The sequence below is a fragment of the Rugamonas rivuli genome (assembly GCF_009380165.1).
Classification (GTDB): Bacteria; Pseudomonadota; Gammaproteobacteria; order Burkholderiales; family Burkholderiaceae_D; genus Rugamonas; species Rugamonas rivuli.
In genome coordinates, this window is record NZ_WHUF01000006.1 from 286,112 (window position 1) to 308,455 (window position 22,344).

Below are 22,344 nucleotides of genomic sequence, written 5' to 3' on the forward strand. Positions count from 1 at the left end.
ATGGAAATGATGAACAATTGGATGACGCGTCTGATGGCGATGCTGGTGGCGGTGCTCGCGCTGGCCACCGGTGCACGGGCGGATGATTTCCTGGAGCCGGACCAGGCTTTCCAGCTCAAGGGCGAATTAGTGGATGCGCATGCGGTGCGGCTGTCTTGGGCGATCGCGCCGGGGTATCACCTGTACCGGGATCGCTTGAGTTTCAAGGCGGACGGCGCGCAGATTGCCGCACCGGCGCTGCCGGCGGGGCTGCGCAAGTTCGACGCCAATTTCAACAAGGAGATGGAGACTTATCAGGACAGCCTGGTGGTCAACCTGCCGTTGACGGCTGCCGCTGCGTTCACGCTGCAAGTGGGTTATCAGGGCTGTGCGGATGCGGGCCTGTGCTACTCGCCGGCGACGCAGAGTTATCGCGTCGATCCGTCGGTGCCGGGCAAACTGGTGGCGGTTGATGCGCCGCCGGCGGCGATAGTGGCCACGGCTGCTGCGGCGCCCGCCCATGAAGACGATAGCTCGCTCGCCCAGCGCACGCTGCAAAGCGGCAGCGCGTGGCGTATCGGCTTGGCCTTCCTCGCCTTCGGCCTGCTGCTGTCGTTCACGCCATGCGTGCTGCCGATGGTGCCCATCCTGTCCTCGATCATCGTGGGCGAGGGCGCGGTGTCGCGTGGCCGTGGCTTCTCGCTGGCGTTGGCCTACTGCCTGGGCATGGCGCTGGTCTACACCTCGCTGGGCGTGGCCGCCGGTTTGGCTGGGGAAGGCCTGGCCGGTGCGCTGCAAAAGCCGTGGGTGCTGCTGACCTTCGGCGCGCTGCTGGTCGGCCTGGCTTTGTCGATGTTCGACGTCTACCAGCTGCAGTTGCCGAGCGCCCTGCAAAGCCGCTTGAGCGCCACCAGCGGCAACATGGGCGGCGGCCGGTTCGCCGGCGTGTTCGTCATGGGCGCCTTGTCGGCCTTGATCGTCGGCCCGTGCGTGGCAGGGCCGCTGGCCGGTGCGCTGCTCTACATCAGCCAGACGCGCAATGTCTGGACTGGCGGCTGGGCCTTGTTCTCGATGGCGGTCGGCATGAGCGTGCCGCTGCTGCTGACGGGGATCTCGGCGGGCAGCCTGCTGCCACGCGCCGGCGCATGGATGAACGGCGTGAAGAAGGTATTCGGCCTGTTGCTGATCGCGGTCGCCATCTGGATGGTGACGCCGGTGTTCCCGGTGACGGTGATGATGGCGTTGTGGGGCGTGTTCGCGCTGCTGTGCGCCGTGTTCCTGCATGTGTTCGAGCCGCTACCTGCGAAGAGCGGTGCGGGCTTGGGTGCATACGTCGGCAAGACGCTGGGGTTGGCGTTCCTGGTGGGCGGCCTGTTTGAACTGGCAGGCGCCGCCAGCGCCGGCCGCGATGTGCTGCAACCGCTGGGCCACCTGAGCATCGCCCGCACCGAGGGTGCCGCGCCGGCCGGCGATGAGATCCGCTTCAGCCGCATCAAGACCGTGGAGGAGCTGGATCAGGTACTAGCGTCGAGCACCACGCCGGTGATGCTGGACTTCTACGCCGACTGGTGCGTGTCCTGCAAGGAGATGGAGCGCTTCACCTTCTCCAAGCCGGCCGTCAGCGGCAAGTTGAAGCAGGTGCGCTTGATACAGGTGGACGTCACCGCCAACAGCGCCGACGATAAAGCGTTGATGAAGCGCTTCGGCTTATTCGGGCCGCCGGGCATCATCCTCTTCAACGGCGGAAAGGAGATCCCGAACAGCCGCGTGATCGGCTTCCTGGCGCCGGAACCCTTCGTCCAGCACCTGGGCCGCCACCTCACTTCCTGAGCGACAGGCCGCGCGGCGCTATACCAGCGGCAGCGCGGTGGTGTCCTTGATGCGCTGCAGGGCGAACGAGGATTTCACGTCCAGCACCGCCGGGTGGCGCAGCAGCGTCGCCATCATGAAGCGCGAGAAGTGATCCATGTCTTCCACGTGCACCCGCAGCAGATAATCCATCTCGCCCGTCATCGCATAGCAGGCCACCACCTCCGGCCACTGCTCCACCGACACCGCGAAATCCGCGCGCGGCGACACCGGCGCGTTCGGCGCGCCCAGCGCGCGGGCGTTGCTGTGCGCCGCCGCTTCGCTGTGCTTCTCCAGCCGCACGTTGACGTAGGCCAGCAGCCCCAGGCCGATCTTGTCCGGGTCCAGCAGCGCCACGTATTGACGGATCACGCCCGCCTCTTCCAACCGCTTGATGCGGCGCAGGCAGGGTGACGGCGACAGGGCCACCAGCTCCGCCACATCCTGGTTCGACAGCCGGCCGTCGGCCTGCAAAATTGACAAAATTTTACGGTCAGTTTTGTCTAGCGCAATTTTGGTCATAAATACCTCAATAATTCATGGTTCAGGCAATATTATTGCGCAGAACAGCGATCCGTGGGAATTGTTTGCAATTTAATGCTGGCAGACCGGGACTATACTGTGCGCTATTCAAAGAAGGAGACTCGCATGAAATTTACGCCTTGGGATAACCCGATGGGTACCGATGGTTTTGAGTTTGTCGAATACGCAGCACCCGATCCGAAGGCTCTGGGCGCGCTGTTCGAGAGCATGGGCTTTACCGCTATCGCCCGTCACCGCCACAAGGATGTGACCCTGTATCGCCAGGGCGACATCAATTTCCTGATCAACGCCGAGCAGGACTCCTTCGCCCAGCGCTTCGCCCGCCACCACGGCCCGTCCGTGTGCGCCATCGCGATCCGCGTGCAGGATTCCGCGTTCGCCTACAAGCGCGCGCTGGAGCAGGGCGCCTGGGGCTTCGATAACAAGACCGGCCCGATGGAGCTGAACATCCCCGCCATCAAAGGCGTGGGCGATTCGCTGATCTACTTGGTCGACCGCTGGCGCGGCAAGAACGGTGGCGAGCAAGGCGCCATCGGCGACATCAGCATCTACGACGTCGACTTCGTCGCCATCCCAGGCGCGGTCGCCAATCCGGTCGGCCATGGCCTGACCTATATCGACCACCTGACCAACAACGTCCACCGCGGCCGCATGAAGGAATGGGCGGACTTCTACGAGAAGATGTTCAACTTCCGCGAAGTGCGCTACTTCGACATCGAAGGCAAGCTGACCGGCCTGAAGTCGAAAGCCATGACTTCGCCATGCGGCAAAGTGCGCATCCCGATCAACGAATCGTCGGACGACAAGTCGCAGATCGCCGAATACCTGGACGAATACCACGGCGAAGGCATCCAGCACATCGCGCTGGGCACCGACGACATCTATTCGTCCGTCGAAGGCATGAAGAAAACCGGCATCGCCTTCCAGGACACGATCGAGACCTACTATGAGCTGGTCAACCGCCGCCTGCCTAACCACGGCGAGTCGCTGGAAGACCTGCGCCGCCTGCGCATCCTGATCGACGGCCATAGCAACGAAACCGAACGCGAACTGCTGCTGCAGATCTTCAGCCAGAACGTAATCGGCCCGATCTTCTTCGAGATCATCCAGCGCAAGGGCGACCAGGGCTTCGGCGAGGGTAACTTCCGCGCGCTGTTCGAATCGATCGAGCTGGATCAGATCAAGCGCGGCGTGCTGAAAGACCCAACCGCCGCATAAGGAACAAGGGTGTAAAGCCGGTAGTCCCGCACAGAACGGGGCGCAGGCCTGTGGTACCCTATAAAAAACCACATTTTTCCGCTCCGCCGTCTCCACAAGGGCCGGCGGATCGCGCGTTAAAGGGCCAATCCGGCCCTGTAGCGCATGGCTTAAAGAATAATGGAGACACAATGAACGCACCTCACAAGGGCTCGCAACTGGAGCCGGGCACGCACTCGGACAACGCGCATTCGGATAACGATATTTCACTAGACGACAAGTGGACGCTGGAACGCGGCCGGGCCTTCATGACCGGCACCCAGGCCCTGATCCGTCTACCGATGATGCAGCGCGAACGGGACCTGAAAGCAGGCCTGAACACCGCCGGCTACATCACCGGCTATCGCGGCTCTCCCGTCACCAGCGTCGACATGACGGCGATGAAAGCCAAGAAGTACCTGGACGCCCACCACGTCAAGTTCCATCCCGGGATGAACGAAGACCTGGCCGCGACCGCAGTCTGGGGCACGCAGCAAACCAATCTTTTCCAGGACGCCAAATACGACGGCGTCTTCTCCATGTGGTACGGCAAAGGCCCCGGCGTCGACCGCTGCGGCGACGTCTTCAAGCACGCCAACAACGCCGGCTCCGCCAAGAACGGCGGCGTGCTGGTACTGGCCGGCGACGACCACGCGGCCAAATCCTCGTCCACCGCCCACCAGTCGGACCACATCCTCAACGCCTGCGGCATTCCGGTGCTGTACCCATCGTCGGTGCAGGAGTACATCGACTACGGCCTGCACGCCTGGGCCATGAGCCGCTACACCGGCCTGTGGGTGTCGATGAAGTGCGTCACCGACATCATCGAATCCGGCGCCGTGGTGGACTTCGATCCAGACCGCGTCAAGATCGAACTGCCGACCGACTTCGAGCTGCCGGAAGGCGGCCTGAATATCCGCTGGCCGGACACCGTGCTCGATATGGAAGTGCGGATGAACAGCTACAAGTGGTACGCCGCACTGGCCTACTGCCGCGCGAATAAGCTGAACAAAATTATCTGGGATTCGCCGAAACCGAAGATCGGCATCATCACCGCCGGCAAATCCTACCTGGACACGCGCCAGGCGCTGGCCGACCTGGGCATCGACGAGCAGGCCGCCGCCGACATCGGCATCCGCCTGTACAAGATCGGCATGACCTGGCCGCTGGAAGCGGACGGCGTGCACGAATTCGCCAAGGGCCTGGACGAGATCCTGGTGGTGGAAGAAAAGCGCCAGATCCTCGAATACGCGCTGAAGGAAGAGCTGTACAACCTGCCGGACGGCGAGCGTCCGCGCGTGGTCGGCAAGTTCGACGACACCGGCGAATGGAGCAACAAGGGCAAGACCGGCCACGGCGACTGGCTGCTGCCGGCCACCTATGAGCTGAACCCTGCGCAGATCGCGCGCGCCATTGCCTCGCGCATCGCCCACTACTGCGCCGGCCATCCGGTGGCGCAGCGCGTGCAGGAGCGCGTGGCCTTCCTGGAAGCGAAGGAACTGGCGCTGAAAACGCTGTCGGTCAAACCGAATCCGCAGACCGACCGCACGCCGTTCTTCTGCTCCGGCTGCCCGCACAACTCGTCGACCAAGGTGCCGGAAGGTTCGCGCGCGCTGGCCGGCATCGGTTGCCACTACATGGTGCTGTGGATGGACCGCGAAACCTCGACCTTCACCCACATGGGCGCGGAGGGCGTGACCTGGGTGGGCCAGGCGCCGTTCACCAACGAGAAGCACGTCTTCACCAACCTGGGCGACGGCACCTACTTCCACTCCGGGATCCTGGCGATCCGCGCGGCGGTGGCGGCCAAGGTCAACATCACCTACAAGATCCTGTTCAACGACGCCGTCGCCATGACCGGCGGCCAGGCCTTCGACGGCCCGCTGGACCCGGGCATGATTTCGCGCCAGATCGCCGCCGAAGGCGTCACGCCTATCATCGTCGTCACCGACGAACCGGAAAAATACCCGTCCGATTACAACTGGGCGCCGGGCGTCACCGTGCGCCATCGCAGCGAATTGATGGACGTGCAGCGCGAACTGCGCGACAAGCCGGGCGTGTCGGCCATGATCTACGACCAGACCTGCGCCTCCGAGAAGCGTCGCCGCCGGAAGCGTAACGAGTACCCGGATCCGGCCAAGCGCGCCGTCATCAACGAAGCCGTCTGCGAAGGCTGCGGCGACTGCTCCGTGCAGTCCAACTGCCTGTCGGTGGAGCCGCTGGAGACGGACCTGGGCCGCAAGCGCCAGATCAACCAGTCGTCCTGCAACAAGGACTTCTCGTGCACCACCGGTTTCTGCCCGAGCTTTGTGACGGTGGAAGGCGGCGCGCTGAAGAAGCCGAAGAAGGCCGCCGTGGGCGAAGGCCCGCAGGCCGTACTGCCTACGCCTGTGCTGCCGTCGACGGAAACGCCGTACGGCATCCTGATCACCGGCATCGGCGGCACCGGCGTGGTGACGGTCGGCCAGATCCTGGCCGTGGCGGCGCACGTTGAAGGCAAGGGCGCCATCGTGCTGGACATGAGCGGACTGGCCCAGAAGGGCGGCCCGGTGATGTCGCACGTGCGCCTGGCGGACAAGCAGTCCGACCTGCACTCGACCCGCGTCGGCACCGGCAGCGCCGACCTGGTGGTGGGCTGCGACCTGATCGTCACCGCCTCCCGCGACGCCTTGTCGCGCATGGGCGAAGGCCGTACGCACGCGATGATCAACTCGACCGGTTCGTCGACGGCGGCGTTCGTGAAGAATCCGGACTGGCAGTTCCCGGACGCTTCCTCGCGTGGCGAAATCGTCAAGGCCTGCGGCAATGAGCTGGTGGACTTCGTCGACGCCGGCCAGATCGCCACCGCGCTGATGGGCGACTCGATCGCCACCAATATGTTCATGCTGGGTTACGCCTTCCAGAAAGGCCATGTGCCGCTGAGCGAAGCATCGCTGATCAAGGCGATCGAACTCAATGGCGTGTCGGTGGGCTTCAACAAATCGGCATTCAACTGGGGCCGCACCGCCGCGCACGACCTGGCGTCCGTGACCAAGCTGACCACGCCGGCCAAGGTGATCGAGTTCAAACGCATCCAGACGCTGGACGACATCGTCGCCCGCCGCGTCGAGCTGCTGACCGCCTACCAGGATGCGAATTATGCTAAACAGTATAAATCGTTTGTCGACCAGGTCCGCGCGGAAGAGGCCAAGCTGGGCAAGACCACCCGCCTGAGCGAAGCCGTGGCGCGCTACTACTACAAGCTGATGGCGTACAAGGACGAGTATGAGGTCGCCCGCCTGTACACCGATGGTGCATTCCAGCAGAAGATCGCCGGCATGTTCGAAGGCGACATCACGCTGAAGTTCCACCTGGCGCCGCCGCTGTTTGCCAAGCACGATGCCGACGGCCACCTGATCAAGCAGGAATTCGGTCCGTGGATGATGAAAGCGTTCGGATTGCTGGCCAAGTTCAAGGGCTTGCGCGGTTCGGCGCTGGACATCTTCGGCCACACGGCGGAGCGCAAGATGGAACGCGCGCTGATCGGCGAGTACCGCGATACCGTGTCCTCGCTGCTGCCGAAACTGACGGCCGAGAACCTGTCGCAGGCCGTCGCTATCGCCAGCATCCCTGAAGACATCCGCGGCTACGGCCACGTGAAGGAGCGTCACTTCAAGGCGGCCAAGCAGAAGCAAGCGGCCTTGCTGGCGGCCTTCGGCAAGCCGGCAGGCAGCCACACGCACGCGGCGTAAAACATAGCCGCAGTCCCGCAGCCGAAAAGGGCGCTCGTTTTGAGCGCCCTTTTTTATTTGCCAAAAATAGAACGAATATGTTTCCGCACGGATATAATATTACTTTTTATTTAATCCGCAGGGAGCCGCATCATCGACGCCGTCAACCACAACCAGTCTGCCGAGCTGATTGCCACGCTGGCGCAGCCCTCGTCGTCCTACAAGAACAGCGCGCGGATCGCGGTCGCCGGCTTGAGCGTCTTCGTGCTGCTGTATTTCGCGCTGGCCGGCTGGTTCCTCTACACCGGCTACCGCTTGATCTTCCTGGCCGACATCGCCGGCAAGAATGCCTTGCTCGGCTACCTGATGGCGGCTTGCGCCCTGTTCCTGGCGTTCTTCATGGTGAAGGCGATCTTCTCGGTGCGGAGCGCCAAGTTCGACGGCCTGCTGGAATTGACGGCCGAGCAGCAGCCGCGCCTCTTCGCCTTCCTGTACGACCTGGCCGACGCCGCCGGGGCGCCACGGCCGCACAAGGTATTCCTGTCGGAGCGGGTCAATGCCGCAGTGTTCTACGATCTGTCGCTGTTCAACCTGATCTTCCCCTCCAAGAAGAACCTGGAGATCGGCCTGGGGCTGGTGAATGTGCTGAACCTGGGCGAACTGCGCGCCGTGCTGGCGCATGAATTCGGCCACTTCGCCCAGCGCTCGATGGCGGTCGGGCGCTGGGTCTACGTGGCGCAGCAGATCACCGGCCACCTGGTGTCGCGGCGCGACAAGATCGACGATTTCCTGGCCGGCCTGGCCAATGTCGATATCCGCGTGCGGGCCGGCGTCGCGGTGATCCAGCTGATTATCTGGTCGATACGCTCGCTGGTGGAGACGGCCTTCCACGCGGTGGTGGTGATGCAGCGCGCGCTGTCGCGCGAGATGGAAATGCAGGCCGACCTGGTGGCGGTCTCCCTGACCGGCAGCGATGCGCTGGTGCACGCGCTGCACCGCCTGCAGGCGGCGGACGATGCGTGGGACCGCGCCGTGCAGTTCTCCTTCAGCGAGAAGTCCGACGGCAAGCCGGTGCGCGACGTGTTCGCGGTACAGACCCACGTGCTGCAACGGATGGCCGACATCCTCGACGACGACAGCTACGGCTCGGCGCCGCCGCTGCCGCAGGACGATCCGGCGCAGCACCGGGTGTTCAAGGCGGAGCTGGCGCAGCCGCCGCGCATGTGGCAAACCCACCCGCAAAACCATGAACGCGAAGCGAACGCCAAGCGCATCTACGTGGCGGCGCGCATCGACGGCACCAGCGCCTGGTCGCTGTTCGAAGCGCCGCAGCAGCTGCGCGAGCAGATGACCGCCAAATTGATGGGCAATCCCGAGCAGCCGGCACCGGAGCTGGAAGAATCGCTGCGCCGGCTGGGCAAGATATACCGGCGCGAGCATTTCAAGCAGCGCTATTGCGGCATTTACTTCGGCCGCGCACTGACGCGCCACGTGGGCAATGCCGGGCAGCTGCGCGATCCCTCGCATCCGGCCGCCGTCGACGAACTGGCGCAGCTCTACCCGGATACGCTGAAGGAACTGGTGCAGCGCCAGCGCATGCTCGACGGCGAAGCAGGGCAGCTGCGCGCGCTGATCGCCGGCGTGATGAGCGCCAAGGACGGCGTGGTGCGCCTGCGCGGCGAGGAGTTCAAACTGTCGCAGCTGCCGGCCGCCCTGAAGCGGGTGGAGGCTGAACTGGAAGAGGTGCACGGCCGACTGCGCGCGCACGATTTTTTATGCCGCAGTTGGCACCAGGGCGCGGCCGCACAATTGGGCGGCGGCTGGCGCGAATACCTGGACGGCCTGCTGGCGCTGGTGCACTACGCCGAGCATGGCGAGGCCGATATACGGGATGCGCTTGGGCTGCTGCGCAACGTCATCGCCGTCGTAACGGCCACCGGAAAAACCAAATCGGAAGAAGTGACGCAGGTGGTCAACGAAGCCAATCGCCTGCACTCGCTGTTGGAGCGCATCCACCGAAGCCGGGACAGCGTGATGATCGACCGGAAGCTGGCGGAACGGCTTGAACTGGAAGGCGGCTGGAGCGCGATGCTGGGCGATTTCAAGCTGCCGATGGCCTCGCACGAGAACATCAACGACTGGATTGCCGCCATCGACGGCTGGGTGCAGCAATTCGCCGGCGCCCTGGGCGGCTTGCGCGCCGCCGCGCTGGAGCAGCTGCTGGTGACGGAAGCGCTGGTCGCCAGGCATGCGCGGGCGCAGTCCGTGCCGCAGGCCGCTCCCGAACCGTCGCAAGCGCCGGAGAAGTATGCGCGCCATCTGCACGGCGATACGCGCCCGCGCCAGACCCGCCTGGGATGGTGGGCGCGCTTCCAGCGTGCCGACGGCATCCTGCCCGGCATGGCGCGGCTGGCGGTGGCCGGCGGCATCGTCGCCACGGTGCTGGGATTGGGCATGGTGGTCAACGACGAGGCGACGCTCCATGTGTACAACGGCCTTGGCCGCACGGTGGTCGTCAAGGTGGACGGCCACACGCATACGCTGGCGCCGTTCACGTCGGTGCACACCAGCGTGTCGCCGTTGAAGCAGCTGCAGGTCGAAGCGCGCACCGCGCAGGGGGAGCCGATCGAAACCTTCCTCGGCATGGCGCTCGATATCGGCGCCGACGGCGTCTACAACATCGCGGCTGCCGCGCCGCTGGCGATCCAGACGGTTTCCTATGGCACGGCTGTGGCGTCTCCGGTGCAGCTGCTGGGTGCACCGCGCTGGCTGGAGAGCCACGCCCACATCTTCTTCGTGAAGGCGCCGGACAGCGTCAAGACTTCGGGCGGCGCCACCACGCGCAGTGTGCTCGACGGCGGCGGCGCGCTGCCGCCCGCGCAGCAGCTGGCGATGCTAGCCGACGAGGGTGAGCGCCAGCGCCTGATCCAGCTGCGCGCGCGCTGGGACGACATGGCGCTGCCGTACGCGGTCGAGTGGCTGAAACTGACCGGCAGCGCGGCGGTCCTTGAGGCCCGCCTGAAGCTGGCGCCGGACGATCTGGTGCTGCTGCGCGCGCAGCAGGAACTGGCCGGCGACGTGCGCTCGGCCGAATTCTGCGCACCGTATCTGGCCCGCTCCGCGCAACATCCGGACAACGCCGATTTCAAATACCTCGCCTTGCGCTGTCCTCCGGATAGCCCCGAGTCGGACCGGCAGATGCTGGCTGCCTACGCGCGCTGGCCCGATCATCCATGGCTGGCTTACGCATCCTCGACGGTCATGGCGCGCAGCGGCGATCCGCTGAGCGCGATCCCGGCGCTGAAGCTGGCGCGCGCCAAACTGCCGCAGATGGCGCCGGAGATCGCACTGGACCTGGCGCGTTTGCTGCGCCTGCGCGGACAGGGCGACGATCTGAGTGCGCTGGCCGCCGATTCGCCGCGGCTGAAATGGCTGCTCGATGTGGAGCAGGAGTCGGGACTCTATTTCGCGCCGTCCCGGGCCTACCTGCATCTCCGGGCCGGGCGGCTCGACGACGCGCTGGCCAACGCCAAGTCCGACGAATGGCTGGAAGCACACGTGATGCGCCTGGTAGCCGCATCCGATGGCGCCGACGCCGAGTCCATCAAGCGGGCGCTGAACCTGCCGCTGGACCGTGGCACCGATCCGGGCACCGCGCTGCTCAACGTCGCGCTGGCGATGAAGACCGGCGCCGACATCAAGACCTACGTGGACACCAGCACCACGGTCTTTTCGGTCTACCATCCGCCGTTGCTGGCCTTCCTGCAGCAGCTGCAGCAGGGCCGCAGTCCTGAGGCGGCGGAGCAGCGCTTGTCCGGGCTGCCGGTGGAGGTGCGCGCCTATGCCTACTGCGCCGGCATTGCGCTGATCGGGCCGAAGGCGCCGGCATCCTGGCGGCGTATCGCCAACGGCGTGCTGTTTGCATCGGAGCGGCCTTACTTCAAGGCGTGAGCGGGAGCGCGATTCTCCGCATAAGCAAGGAAGAAATCATTCGTTCAGCTTTGATCCGTGGCTTGGTAAGGTGGCATCCCTTTCTTACCCCGGATCACCTCAATGAAAACAAAATTTGAATTGAAGCCGCTGGCGGCGGGAGCTATCGCCCTGCTGTGCGGGGCTGCTGGCTCCGCGCTGGCGCAGGAGGCGGCCGCAGTTACCGCTGCGCCGCCTGCCGTCGTCGTCACCGGCTCGCGCATTCCGCGCGCCAGCCTGGAAGGACCTTCCGCCGTCACCGTCATCACGGGGGAGGACATCACCAAGCAAGGCTACAAAAACGTGTTCGATGCGCTCAGCAACCTGACGCAGAACAGCGGCTTTACCCAGGGCGCCGATTTCGGCAACACCTTCACACCGTCGGCCAACACCATCAGCCTGCGCGGCCTGGGCCCCAATCACACGCTGGTGCTGCTCAACGGCCGCCGTCTGGCGGACTTCCCGATCGCCTACGAAGGCACGGTCAACTTCACCAACCTGGCCAACATCCCTTCGAGCGTGATCGAGCGCGTCGAGATCCTCAGCGGCGGCGCCTCCGCGGTCTACGGTTCCGACGCGATCGCCGGCGTGGTCAACATCATCCTGAAGAAAAAAACCACCGGCCTGGATGTCAACGTCAAAGCCGGCGGCACCTCGCGCGGCGGCGGCAGCGACCAGCGCCTGCAGCTGACCGGCGGCGACAGCTTCGGCAAGCTCAATACGCTGTTCAGCGCCGAATTCCTGGAGCGCGATCCGCTGTGGAGCCGCGACCGCGAGTTCATGAGCAGCAAGGTCGGCGTGGCGCCTTCCTCCGTGCTGGGCCGCAAAAACGTCAGCACCGGAAAATACGTCGATCCGGGCGATGCCTGCGCGGGCCTGGCCGACCTGTTCGAAGGCAGCACCGTCAAGTACACGGCCAAGGCGGGCAGCTACTGCGCCAGCCCGAAAGTGGGACCGACCTACTGGACCACCCAGACCAAGAACAGCAGCCAGAATCTGTTCGGCAGCGCCAATTACGAGCTGTCGCCGACCACCACGCTGTTCGCCGAGGCGCTGTTTGGCCAGAACCGCAGCGCCAACAACACGCGCGGCCCGTCGTGGACCTCGGCGTCGACCGCCAACGGCTACTTCTGGAACCAGAACAGCAAGGCCTACGAGGCGTGGAGCCGCTACATCTCGCCGGAGGAAATCGGCGGCGCGTCGCGCTACAACCGCAGCTGGGACGATCAGGCCAGCTCGCTGTCGGTCGGCGTCAAGGGCACGATCCCCGGCAGCAGCTGGCAGTACGAGGCGGCCTACTCGGCGTCGCTGTACAAGAGCGAGAGCCACACCCCGCGCGCGCTGGCCAACATCGACAGCTTCTTCCTGGGACCGAAGCTGGGCCTGGACGCGGACGGCGTGGCGATCTATGCGCCCGATCCGGCACGCCTGCTGAAACGCCTGACGCCGTCCGAATTCAACGGCATCACCGGCGAGTCGGTCAGCAACGACAAGTCGTGGACCAACACGCTCGGCGTGAGCGCCAACGGCGAAGCGTTCAATCTGCCGGCCGGACCGGTCAAGCTGGCGACGCTGGCGGAGCTGGGCAAACAGGGCTTCTCGAACTCGCCCGACCCGCGCATCAACCAGGGCTACTTCAATACCGTCGTCCCGTCCGACGTGACGGCCGGCACCCGCAAGCGCTATGCGCTGGGTGTGGAGGCCAGCGTGCCGCTGGTCGAGAAACTGGATGCCACCGTGGCCGCCCGCTACGACCGCTACAGCTTCGCGGGTCGCAGCGACGGCAAGCTGACCTACAACGCCGGCCTCGAATGGCGCCCGGCCGCGCAGCTGCTGCTGCGCGCCAATCACGCCACCAGTTTCCGCGCGCCGGACATGAACTACATCTTCAAGGCGCGCGGCACCGGCTACTACTCGTCAAGCACCGACTACTACCGCTGCGCCAAGGCCGGCCAGCCGCTGGACACCTGCGACTACGCCAACGTGTCGCCGGGCGCGGACTACGTGCAGACCGGCAGCCGCGACCTGCGTTCGGAAAAAGGCCGCTCGTCGGGCCTGGGCGCGGTGTGGTCGCCGAGCGCCAACTTCGATGTGTCGCTGGACTACTGGAACATCAAGATCGACGATCTGGTGACGAACCTGAGCGCCGACAAGCTGCTGCGCGACGAGGCGGAATGCCGCATCGGCGGCGACCTGACCTCGCCGACCTGCGTCGACACCATCGCCCGCATCATCCGCAATCCGCTGACGGCGCTGAACAAGCCGGGCGAGATCAAGGAGATCCATGTCAATCCGATCAACGCGGCGTCCACCAGCGTCAGCGGCATCGACGTCAGCGCCAAATATGTGCTGCGCACGCAGGCTTACGGCGTGTGGATCACGAAGGCCAACTACTCGAAGACGCTGAGCGCCAAGTCGCGCCAGTTCGCCGGCGATGCGTTGAACAACGATCTGGATGACCTGAACAACTCGGACCGGCGCGACAAGCTCAATGCCAGCCTGACCTGGAACCGGGGCGACTGGTCGAACACGCTGTTCCTGCAGCGCTACGGCAAGGTGCCCAATTCGGCGGGCACGGCCTTCCTGTCGCCGACCACGCTGGTCAACGCCAGTGTCGTCTACAACCTGAACCAGCGCACCACGCTGTCGGTGGCGGTCAACAACCTGTTCAACAAGGTCAAGCCCGACACCAGCGGCGGCTGGCCGTACTACCCGGTGGGTAATTACAGCCCGACCGGCCGCCAGGGCTGGGTAGAGCTGAATTACCACTTCGGTTCTTAAGCAGGCCGGCGCTGCGCGACCAGTTCGCGCAGCGCCGGATCGCTGATCTCGAATACCTCGAAGATGCCCAGTGCTGCCATCGCCGGCACCGCATCGATGATGTCGGCCCGCGCTTCGTCGCGGGCTTTTTCCGTGCTGTCCTGCGCCTGCAAGGTGCGGGCGTTGGCGAGGAAGGCGCCGACGGTGCCCTTCCTGACGGTGACGCCGTTGAATTCGCCGCTGTTGACGTGGTCCGGCAGTATGTCTTGTGCTCGCATGATGCAATCTCCTGTGGGTTGGTGAGGACTCCATCTTGACGGCTGCGCGGTGGCCTGGCTTGCGTGAAAATGCCATAATGTGTCGCATGCAAGCCAAACATCCCCCGGTTATCGATCCCGCCCGCGCCGATGACGGCGACGGCCCGCTGCTGTTCGCCGCGCTGTCGTCCGGCGATCTGCGGATGACGGCTGCGCACAGCCACGCGCGCGGCCAGGCCATCGGCGCCTTGAGCGGACTGCTGACGATCACCACGGAGCGCGAGCGGCTGGTGGTGCCGCCCGGGTATGCGATCTGGATACCGCCGCACCATCTGCACGGCCTCGATGCGCATGGACCGGTGAGCGCGTGGAGCGTCTACCTTGCGCCTGGCGCTTGTGCGGCGCTGCCGGCGCAGCCGCAGGTGTTCCAGGTGTCGGGTTTGCTGAGGGAGGCGGTGCTGCGCGCCAGCGCCTGGCCGGCGGCAGGCTTGATGTCCGCACCGACCCCGGCGCAGGAGCGCATCGCGGCGGTGATCCTCGACGAGTTGTCCGCCGCACCGCGCGAGCAGCTGGTGCTGACCATGCCCACCGACCGCCGCCTGCTGAAGATCGCGCAGGCGCTGACCGCCGATCCGGCCGATCCGCGTTCCTTGAACGAATGGGCCGAGTGGGCCGCCATCGCGCCGCGCACGCTGACGCGGCATTTCGTATCGGAGACCGGCCTGTCCTTCTCCGACTGGCGCCAGCGCGCGCGTCTGATGCGGGCGGTGGAGTTGCTGGCTGCCGGCCATGCCGTCACCAGCGTCGCGCTGGAGCTGGGCTACGACAGCCTGAGCGCCTTCATCGCCATGTTCCGCCGCGAGATGGGCGTGGCGCCCGGCGGATTCGCCGCCTCCCACGCGGCGGCGCTGGCGCTGCCTTAGACTTTCACCTCGGCCTTGAGCGTCGAGGCGTGGCCGGCATACTCGGTCAGCCAGTACAGCAGCGCCAGGGCGGGGAAGGCCATGCCGGTCAGCAGCGCGGCGTGCCAGCCGTGGGTGGCGTACATCCAGCCGCCCAGCGCCGAACCGAGCGCGCCGCCGGCGAAGAACAGTGCGAAGTACACGCCGTTCAAGCGGCTGCGCACCTCCGCGCCCAGCGTGAAGATGGCGCGCTGGCCCAGCACCAGGTTGGCCGCCACACCCATGTCCAGCACGATCGATGCGATCACCAGCATCGCCAGCGCGACGTTGCGCATCCCCGGAAGCTGCGGCGCCACCATCGGCAGCGCGAAGCCGATCACGCCCAGCGCCAGCGCGGCGGCGGTGGCCATCAGCGTGTGGCCGGCGTCGGCCAGGCGGCCGGCGATGGGCGAGGCCACCGCGCCGGCCATGCCGACCAGCGCGAAGATGGCGATGCCGGTCTGCGACAGGTGGAACTGCGGGCCGGCCAGCATCAGCGGGGTGACGGTCCAGAACAGGCTGAAGGCGCCGAACAGGCCGGCGTGATAGGCGGCGCGGCGGCGCAGCAGCGGCGTGCGCAGGAACAGGTGCCACAGGGACGCCATCAGCGCCGGGTAGGCGATCTTCGCGGTCGGCGCGCGCAGCGGCAGTTTGGCGCGCAGCACCAGCGCCACGGCCAGCACCACCACGGCGGCGCCGCCGAACACCACGTGCCAGTTGCTCCAGTCGGCGATCAGGCTGGCGGCAGGACGGGCCAGCATGATCCCCAGCAGCAGGCCGCTGACCACCTTGCCGACCGTGTGGCCGCGCGTGGCTTCCTTCGACAGGTGGGCGGCGAACGGCACGATGATCTGCGCCGCCACCGATCCCAGGCCGATGCCCAGCGCGGCGGTCAAAAACATCCACGCGCTGGTGCTGAACGCGGCCAGCACCAGCATGGCGGAAGTGAACAGCAGGCCGCCGACGATCAGGCGGCGGTTTTCCAGCAGGTCGCCCAGCGGCACCACGAACAGCAGGCCGAGGGTATAGCCGATCTGCGTCAGCGTGACGATCAGGCCGGCCGCTTGCGGCGACAGCCCGGTGGCGGCGCTGATCGGACCGACCAGGGTTTGCGCGTAGTACAGGTTGGCGACGATCAGGCCGGTCGCGGCGGCCAGCAGCAGCACCATGCCGGGGCTGATGTCGTCTTGTGCGGGATTGCTCATGATGGTTTCCAGAGAAGAGTGGGAATGCGCAAATTCTAGGCATAAACCTGGCAAAGATAATCAGGGCATAATGCATCCATACTTTTCACTTTATATGAACAATCATGGACAGACTGAAGGCCATGCAGACCTTTGTGCGCATCGTCGAGGCCAACAGCTACACGCGGGCCGCCGAAACGCTGAACCTGCCGCGCGCCGCGCTGACGGCGACCATCAAGAAGCTGGAAGCCTTTCTCGGCACCCAGCTGCTGCAGCGGACCACGCGCCGGCTGTCGCTCACGCCCGACGGCGCCGACTATTTCAGGAAGTGCCTGGAGATCCTGCAGGCGGTGGAGGATGCGGAAGGCGCCTTCCGCGGCCATGGCCGCAGCAAGCCGCAGGGCAAGCTGCGGGTGGAGCTGCCGGGCGCCGTCGGCCGCCATGTGGTGATGCCGCATATCCCCGCTTTCTGCCGCGAGTATCCGGAGCTCGACCTGTTCATCAGCCTGAACGAGCGGGTGGCGGACCTGACGCGCGAAGGCCTGGATTGTTCGCTGCGCGTGGGCGAGCTGCAGGATTCGGCCATGATCGGCCGGCGCATCGGCAATATGGGCTTTCTGACCTGCGCCGCACCGTCCTACCTGGCCGCGTACGGCGTGCCGCAGGCCCCGGACGATTTGCGCGCGCATCGCGGCGTGACGCATTTCTCCGGCCGCACCGGCCGTCCCTTCGATTGGGAGTACGTGGTCGACGGCCGCGTGGTGACGGTGGATGTGCCGGGCGCGATCGCCGTCACCGATCCGGACGCCTACATCATCTGCGCGCTGCATGGCATGGGCGTGATCCAGGCGGCGCGCTACCAGGTGCGCCAGCACTTGGCCAGCGGCGCGCTGGTCGAGGTGCTGGCCGCGACGCCGCCGACGCCGATGCCGATCTCGCTGCTGTATCCGCAGGGCCGCATGGCGTCGCCGCGGCTGCGGGTGTTCGCCGACTGGATCGCCGGCGTGTTCCAGGCCGATCCCGACCTGCAAACCTAAATTGTAAGAAAGATTGCTCAATTGATACCCCGACGTTGTGGCAGCATATAATTTCGCGATGAAAATCGTTCCCCTTGCCTGTGCCGTCGCGCTGTCGCTGCCTTTGCTGAGCGGCTGCGGCGGCGATGCGCCGCCGACGGCGGTCGTTCCGCCCACGCCGGTTGAGCCGGTAGTGCCGCCCAAGCCGGTTGACCCGCCGTTGCCGCCTGTGCCGCCTGTTATCCCGCCGACGCCACCCGTGACGCCGCCCATCGACGGCAGTGGCGATTGGTACCTGCTGTCCTCGCACTGCGAGAAGCCGCGCCCGAATGTCTGGTCCGACGTGCAGGGCACGCTGACCGACGAAATGAAATGGATGCGCTCCTTCTTCGACGCCAGCTACCTCTGGTACAAGGAGATCCCGGCCAACCTGAAGATGGAAGACTACAAGCGCGCGGTGGACTACTTCGCCGCCCTGAAGACGCCGGTGATCACCGCCTCGGGCCGGCCCAAGGACCGCTTCCACTTCACCTATCCGACCGACGCCTGGATCGCGCTGTCGAACAGCGGCGTTGAAATGGGCTACGGCCAGACCTGGGTGCGCAACACCGACCCGGCCGCGCCGCGCGTCTGGACGCTGACCATGGTGGCGCCGGATTCGCCGGCCGCGCTGGCCGGCCTGCAGCGCGGCGACAGCCTGGTCTCGGTCGACGGCGTCGCCATCGGCGACAGCAGCACCGAGGGCCAGGCCAAGATCAACGCCGGCCTGTTCCCGGCCAAGGCCGGCGAAATCCACCAGCTGGTGCTGAGCCGCGCCGGCACGCTGGTCACGGCCGAAGTGACGTCGCAGCAGGTGGCCAAGCCGCCGGTGCAGAACGCCAAGGTGCTCGACACCGCCAGCGGCAAGGTCGGCTACCTGCAGTTCAACGAGCACAATGCGGTGGCCGAAGGACTGCTGGTGAAGGCCATGGCGAGCTTCAAGGCTGCCGGCGTCTCCGACCTGGTGCTGGACATGCGCTACAACGGCGGCGGCCTGCTGACCATCGCCAGCGAACTGGCCTACATGATCGCCGGGCCGGGGCCGACCGCCGGCAAGGTGTTCGAGCAGCTGCGCCCGAACGACAAGACCAAGCAGGATCCGCCGCAGATGTTCCAGACCACGGCCAGCGGATACAAGTCGCCGGACCCGGTCGCGCTGGGTGCGCCGCTGCCTTACCTGGGCCTCAAGCGCGTCACCATCCTGACCACGCCCGGCACCTGTTCGGCCAGCGAGTCCGTCATCAACAGCCTGCGCGGGATCGATATCGAGGTCACGCTGATCGGCGGCGAGACCTGCGGCAAGCCGTATGCCTTCCTCCCCGCGAGTAACTGCGGCACCACCTACTTCGCGATCGAATACCAGGGCGTGAACAGCAAGGGCTTCGGCGACTACGCGGACGGCTTCGCGCCGACCTGCCGCGCGGGCGACGACCTGACGCACGCGCAGGGCGACCCGGCCGAGAGCCTGCTGGCCACCGCGCTCAGTTACCGCGCCACCGGCGCCTGTCCGGCCGCGCCGATGCGCAACCGCACGCAGGCCGGCGCCATGCAGCTGGTGCGGCCGGAAGTGAAAGAAATTTCGATCCGCGAACGCTGACGCGCCAAGCCGACTATAATTTCCCGCGTATCCGATGCCGGCGGGTTGCTCCCGCCGGGCATCGGCCATTCAACCCTTGCTGGAAGCCTGTCCATGATACGTTCCGCCATTCTGCTTGCCTTTGCCGCCACCTCTACCCTGGCCGCCGCCGCGCCAGTTGCCGCTCCCCTCAGCACGATCGCCGAACGCTCCGGCTTCCAGAACACCGGCCGCTACGACGAAGTCGTCGACCTGTGCGCGCGCTTCCAGAAGGCTTATCCGAAGCAGGTGCGCTGCTTCGAGTTCGGCCGCACGCCGGAAGGCCGGCCGATGCTGGCGCTGGCCGTCAGCCGCACCGGCGCGCTGACCGCAGAGCAGGCGAAGAAGCGCGGCGTGCCGGTGCTGCTGGTGCAGGGCGGCATCCACGCCGGCGAGATCGACGGCAAGGACGCCGGCTTCCTGGCGCTGCGCGAGGCGCTGGAGAACAAGGCCGCGCCGGGCGCGCTGGACAAGCAGGTGCTGTTGTTCGTCCCGGTGTTCAACGTCGACGGCCACGAGCGCTTCGGCAAATGGAACCGCCCCAACCAGCGCGGCCCGGTGGAAATGGGCTGGCGCACCACGGCGCAGAACTACAACCTCAATCGCGACTACGTCAAAGCCGACGCGCCGGAAATGCAGGCCATGCTGGCGCTGGTGAACGCCTGGGATCCGCTGGCCTACATCGACCTGCACGTGACCGACGGCGCCAAGTTCCAGCCGGACGTGTCGATCCAGGTCGAGCCGGTGCACGGCGGCGACGAGCAGCTCAAGCAGGCCGGCCTGGCGCTGCAATCGTCGGTGATCGCGGACCTGAAAGCGCAGGGCTCCGATCCGAAGCCGTACTACATCTCGTTCGCGGCGGACGACGATCCGGCCTCCGGCTTCGTCGACAGCATGTCGACGGCGCGCTTCTCGACCGGCTACTTCCCGATGCGTAACCGCTTCGCGATGCTGGTCGAAACCCACTCGTGGAAGGACTACCCGACCCGCGTGCGCATCACCCGCAACACCATCGTCTCGCTGCTGTCGCAGGTCGCCGCGCACGGCAAGGAATGGCAGAAGATGACGCAGGACGCCGACGTGCGCGCCGCCGCCATGGCCGGCGCCGATTTCCCGATCAGCTACCGCACCACCTTCAACGCCAAGACCATCGAGTTCCCCGGCTACGAATACACGCGCAGCCACTCGGAGGTGTCGGGCGGCCTGATGACGCACTACGACGAAACCAAGCCGCAGATGTGGAGCGTGCCGCTGCGCGACGAAGTGGTGCCGGACCTGAAGATCGCCGCGCCCAAGGGCGGCTATCTGGTGCCGCTGGCCGATGCGGCCCGCATCGGCGCCAAGCTGAAACAGCACGGCATCGTCTTCAAGGTGGTGGCGTCGGACCAGATGTCGGCCGAGGTGGAGAGCTTCCGCGCGGCCAAGGTCAAATTCGGCGCGCAGTCGTTTGAAGGCCATCAATCGCTGGCGGTGGAAGGCGACTGGGGCCGCGAGCGCCGCAGCGTGGCGAAAGGTTCGCTGTTCGTGCCGATCGCCCAGCCCAAGGCGCGTCTGGTGATGACGATGCTGGAGCCGCGTGGCGCCGACTCGTTGCTGGCCTGGGGCGAATTCAATAACGCCTTCGAGCGCAAGGAGTACATGGAGGAGTATGTGGCGGAGGACGTGGCGCGCGAACAGCTGGAAGCCGATCCGGCACTGCGCGCCGAGTTCCAGAAAAAACTGGACAGCGACGCGGAGTTCAACAAGAGCCCCGCCAAGCGGCTGGAGTTCTTCGCCCGCCGCCACGCCTCGTGGGACGAGCGCTACAACCTCTATCCGGTGCTGCGCACGGCGCAGAAGTACTAAACCGAGATATTGACGCTGGTGCTGCCACTGCCCGATTGCTGGGCGGTGGCTTCTTCCATCTTCTGCTTCATGATCTGGTTCACCTTGGCCATGATCGCGGCCTGCTCCTGCGGCGACTTGGCCGCCAGCGACTGTGGCGTCTCGCCCAGGCTTTTCAGGATCATTTCCATCATCCGTTCCGCCGGCGATTTCTTCATGTAGGAGTCCAGCTCCTGCGCGGCGGTCGGCTGCTTGGCCGCTTCCAGCGCCGCCTTGAAGTCGGCGCCGCTGTCGGTTTTCTTGCGCTGGCCGAGGGCTGCCGCGCTGGCGTCGCCAAGTGCCTTGGTGTCGATTTTCATGGTCGTTTTCCCTGTGAGTGGTTATTTACGCAATATAGCGTAAATTGCATTAGTGGAGGGAAGAAGAATGTCGGCGCCGCCCGTCACGGTTTTCGACCGTTCGGCCAGCGGCTTGCGCCGTTCGTGTGCCGGCGATGGCGGTGAGCGGAGGGCGGCGCTACGCTGGCTCATCCTCTCACCGGAGTCCGAGCCCATGCTATCGCTGAAACAGCTGAACAAAACCTACGACAACGGCGTCCACGCCATCGACCATATCAGCCTGGAGATTCCCACCGGCCTGTTTGGCCTGCTGGGCCCCAACGGCGCCGGCAAGTCCTCGCTGATGCGCACCATCGCCACCTTGCAGGATGCCGACAGCGGCACCATCCACTTCAACGGCGTCGATGTCGTCGCCGACAAGGCCGCGCTGCGCCGCCAGCTCGGCTACCTGCCGCAGGACTTCGGCGTCTATCCCAAGGTTAGCGCGCTGGAGCTGCTGAACCACTTCGCCATATTGAAAGGCCTGACCCATCGCGGCGAACGCAAGGAGGCGGTGGAGGCGCTGCTACAGCTGACCAATCTGTGGGAGGCACGCAAGCGCGCCGTGGCCAGCTACTCCGGCGGCATGCGGCAACGCTTCGGCATCGCGCAGGCCTTGCTGGGGGCGCCCAAGCTGGTGATCGTCGACGAGCCGACCGCCGGCCTCGATCCCGATGAACGCAACCGTTTCCTCAACCTGCTGGCGCGCATCGGCGAGAACGTGGTGGTGATCCTGTCGACCCATATCGTGGAGGACGTGACCGACCTGTGCCCGCGCATGGCGATGATCGCCAAGGGCAGGGTGCTGATCGAGGGCGCGCCGCAGGCGGCCATCGCCACGCTGCGGGACCGCGTCTGGCGCCGCAGCGTCAGCGACGGCGAGCTGGCCGAATACCAACAGCGCTGCACCGTGCTGTCGAGCCGCCTGGTGGGCGGCCGGCCGCAGATCAATGTGTACGCAGACAGCCAGCCGGACGAAGGCTTCCGCCGCGTCGAGCCGGACCTGGAAGACGTCTACTTCCTGCAACTGCGGGCCGCCTGAGGAG

14 protein-coding genes are annotated in these 22,344 nt (G+C 65.8%); 10 read left to right on the top strand and 4 right to left on the bottom strand.

All coding sequences use genetic code 11. The features are described 5' to 3' along the window. The first annotated feature begins 6 nt into the window (after positions 1–6). Positions 7–1,809, top strand: a complete 1,803-nt coding sequence (gene dsbD, locus GEV01_RS22905; RefSeq protein ID WP_235914528.1) for a protein-disulfide reductase DsbD — start codon at positions 7–9, stop codon at positions 1,807–1,809. Positions 1,810–1,827: 18 nt separating this feature from the next. Here dsbD and GEV01_RS22910 read toward each other — a convergent pair whose 3' ends face one another. Further along, positions 1,828–2,349 carry an Lrp/AsnC family transcriptional regulator gene (locus GEV01_RS22910; RefSeq protein WP_008444048.1) on the bottom strand — a complete coding sequence of 174 codons (522 nt, stop codon included), beginning with the start codon at positions 2,347–2,349 and terminating at the stop codon, positions 1,828–1,830. Between the two features lie 126 nt (positions 2,350–2,475). Here GEV01_RS22910 and hppD point away from each other — a divergent pair, with 126 nt between their 5' ends. The 4 genes from hppD (at position 2,476) to GEV01_RS22930 (ending at position 14,066) form a co-directional block, all read left to right on the top strand. Then, positions 2,476–3,588, top strand: coding sequence for a 4-hydroxyphenylpyruvate dioxygenase (hppD, locus tag GEV01_RS22915; RefSeq protein ID WP_008444050.1), 1,113 nt, complete (start codon positions 2,476–2,478; stop codon positions 3,586–3,588). Between the two features lie 170 nt (positions 3,589–3,758). Beyond that, positions 3,759–7,337 (top strand): indolepyruvate ferredoxin oxidoreductase family protein, encoded by a 3,579-nt coding sequence (locus tag GEV01_RS22920; protein ID WP_152807816.1) that lies wholly within the window; start codon positions 3,759–3,761, stop codon positions 7,335–7,337. 231 nt (positions 7,338–7,568) lie between these two features. After that, entirely contained in the window at positions 7,569–11,267 is a 3,699-nt protein-coding gene (locus GEV01_RS22925; RefSeq protein WP_217428477.1) for a M48 family metallopeptidase, read from the top strand. A gap of 102 nt (positions 11,268–11,369) precedes the next feature. After that, positions 11,370–14,066, top strand: coding sequence for a TonB-dependent receptor domain-containing protein (locus GEV01_RS22930; RefSeq protein ID WP_152807818.1), 2,697 nt, complete (start codon positions 11,370–11,372; stop codon positions 14,064–14,066). On the opposite strand, the gene GEV01_RS22935 is transcribed toward GEV01_RS22930, so the two are convergent. Further along, on the bottom strand, positions 14,063–14,323 hold the full coding sequence (locus GEV01_RS22935) for a hypothetical protein (RefSeq protein WP_152807819.1): 261 nt from the start codon (positions 14,321–14,323) through the stop codon (positions 14,063–14,065). The genes GEV01_RS22930 and GEV01_RS22935 overlap by 4 nt on opposite strands. Positions 14,324–14,400: 77 nt before the next feature. On the opposite strand from GEV01_RS22935, the gene GEV01_RS22940 reads away from it, so the two are divergent. Beyond that, on the top strand, positions 14,401–15,225 hold the full coding sequence (locus GEV01_RS22940; RefSeq protein ID WP_152807820.1) for an AraC family transcriptional regulator: 825 nt from the start codon (positions 14,401–14,403) through the stop codon (positions 15,223–15,225). On the opposite strand, the gene GEV01_RS22945 is transcribed toward GEV01_RS22940, so the two are convergent. Then, positions 15,222–16,448, bottom strand: coding sequence for an MFS transporter (locus tag GEV01_RS22945; RefSeq protein WP_152807821.1), 1,227 nt, complete (start codon positions 16,446–16,448; stop codon positions 15,222–15,224). The two genes, GEV01_RS22940 and GEV01_RS22945, sit on opposite strands and share 4 nt — an antisense overlap. Before the next feature lie 104 nt (positions 16,449–16,552). On the opposite strand from GEV01_RS22945, the gene GEV01_RS22950 reads away from it, so the two are divergent. The 3 genes from GEV01_RS22950 to GEV01_RS22960 all read left to right on the top strand — a co-directional run bounded on the left by GEV01_RS22950 (position 16,553) and on the right by GEV01_RS22960 (position 20,942). Then, positions 16,553–17,464 (top strand): LysR family transcriptional regulator, encoded by a 912-nt coding sequence (locus tag GEV01_RS22950; RefSeq protein WP_152807822.1) that lies wholly within the window; start codon positions 16,553–16,555, stop codon positions 17,462–17,464. Positions 17,465–17,522: 58 nt separating this feature from the next. Next, positions 17,523–19,079: a S41 family peptidase gene (locus GEV01_RS22955; protein ID WP_152807823.1), complete on the top strand. Its 1,557-nt coding sequence runs from the start codon at positions 17,523–17,525 to the stop codon at positions 19,077–19,079. 93 nt (positions 19,080–19,172) lie between these two features. Further along, positions 19,173–20,942 (top strand): M14 family metallopeptidase, encoded by a 1,770-nt coding sequence (locus GEV01_RS22960; protein WP_152807824.1) that lies wholly within the window; start codon positions 19,173–19,175, stop codon positions 20,940–20,942. Here GEV01_RS22960 and GEV01_RS22965 read toward each other — a convergent pair. Then, positions 20,939–21,280: a hypothetical protein gene (locus GEV01_RS22965; RefSeq protein WP_152807825.1), complete on the bottom strand. Its 342-nt coding sequence runs from the start codon at positions 21,278–21,280 to the stop codon at positions 20,939–20,941. The genes GEV01_RS22960 and GEV01_RS22965 overlap by 4 nt on opposite strands. 193 nt (positions 21,281–21,473) lie before the next feature. On the opposite strand from GEV01_RS22965, the gene GEV01_RS22970 reads away from it, so the two are divergent. After that, entirely contained in the window at positions 21,474–22,340 is an 867-nt protein-coding gene (locus GEV01_RS22970; RefSeq protein WP_152807826.1) for an ABC transporter ATP-binding protein, read from the top strand. Positions 22,341–22,344: the final 4 nt, after the last annotated feature.

Bases quoted from the DNA above. Each gene is read 5' to 3' on its own strand.
- dsbD (WP_235914528.1), top strand. From the start codon at position 7: ATGATGAACAATTGGATGACGCGTCTGATGGCGATGCTGGTGGCGGTG.
- GEV01_RS22910 (WP_008444048.1), bottom strand. From the start codon at position 2,349: ATGACCAAAATTGCGCTAGACAAAACTGACCGTAAAATTTTGTCAATT.
- hppD (WP_008444050.1), top strand. From the start codon at position 2,476: ATGAAATTTACGCCTTGGGATAACCCGATGGGTACCGATGGTTTTGAG.
- GEV01_RS22920 (WP_152807816.1), top strand. From the start codon at position 3,759: ATGAACGCACCTCACAAGGGCTCGCAACTGGAGCCGGGCACGCACTCG.
- GEV01_RS22930 (WP_152807818.1), top strand. From the start codon at position 11,370: ATGAAAACAAAATTTGAATTGAAGCCGCTGGCGGCGGGAGCTATCGCC.
- GEV01_RS22935 (WP_152807819.1), bottom strand. From the start codon at position 14,323: ATGCGAGCACAAGACATACTGCCGGACCACGTCAACAGCGGCGAATTC.
- GEV01_RS22940 (WP_152807820.1), top strand. From the start codon at position 14,401: ATGTGTCGCATGCAAGCCAAACATCCCCCGGTTATCGATCCCGCCCGC.
- GEV01_RS22945 (WP_152807821.1), bottom strand. From the start codon at position 16,448: ATGAGCAATCCCGCACAAGACGACATCAGCCCCGGCATGGTGCTGCTG.
- GEV01_RS22950 (WP_152807822.1), top strand. From the start codon at position 16,553: ATGGACAGACTGAAGGCCATGCAGACCTTTGTGCGCATCGTCGAGGCC.
- GEV01_RS22955 (WP_152807823.1), top strand. From the start codon at position 17,523: ATGAAAATCGTTCCCCTTGCCTGTGCCGTCGCGCTGTCGCTGCCTTTG.
- GEV01_RS22960 (WP_152807824.1), top strand. From the start codon at position 19,173: ATGATACGTTCCGCCATTCTGCTTGCCTTTGCCGCCACCTCTACCCTG.
- GEV01_RS22965 (WP_152807825.1), bottom strand. From the start codon at position 21,280: ATGAAAATCGACACCAAGGCACTTGGCGACGCCAGCGCGGCAGCCCTC.
- GEV01_RS22970 (WP_152807826.1), top strand. From the start codon at position 21,474: ATGCTATCGCTGAAACAGCTGAACAAAACCTACGACAACGGCGTCCAC.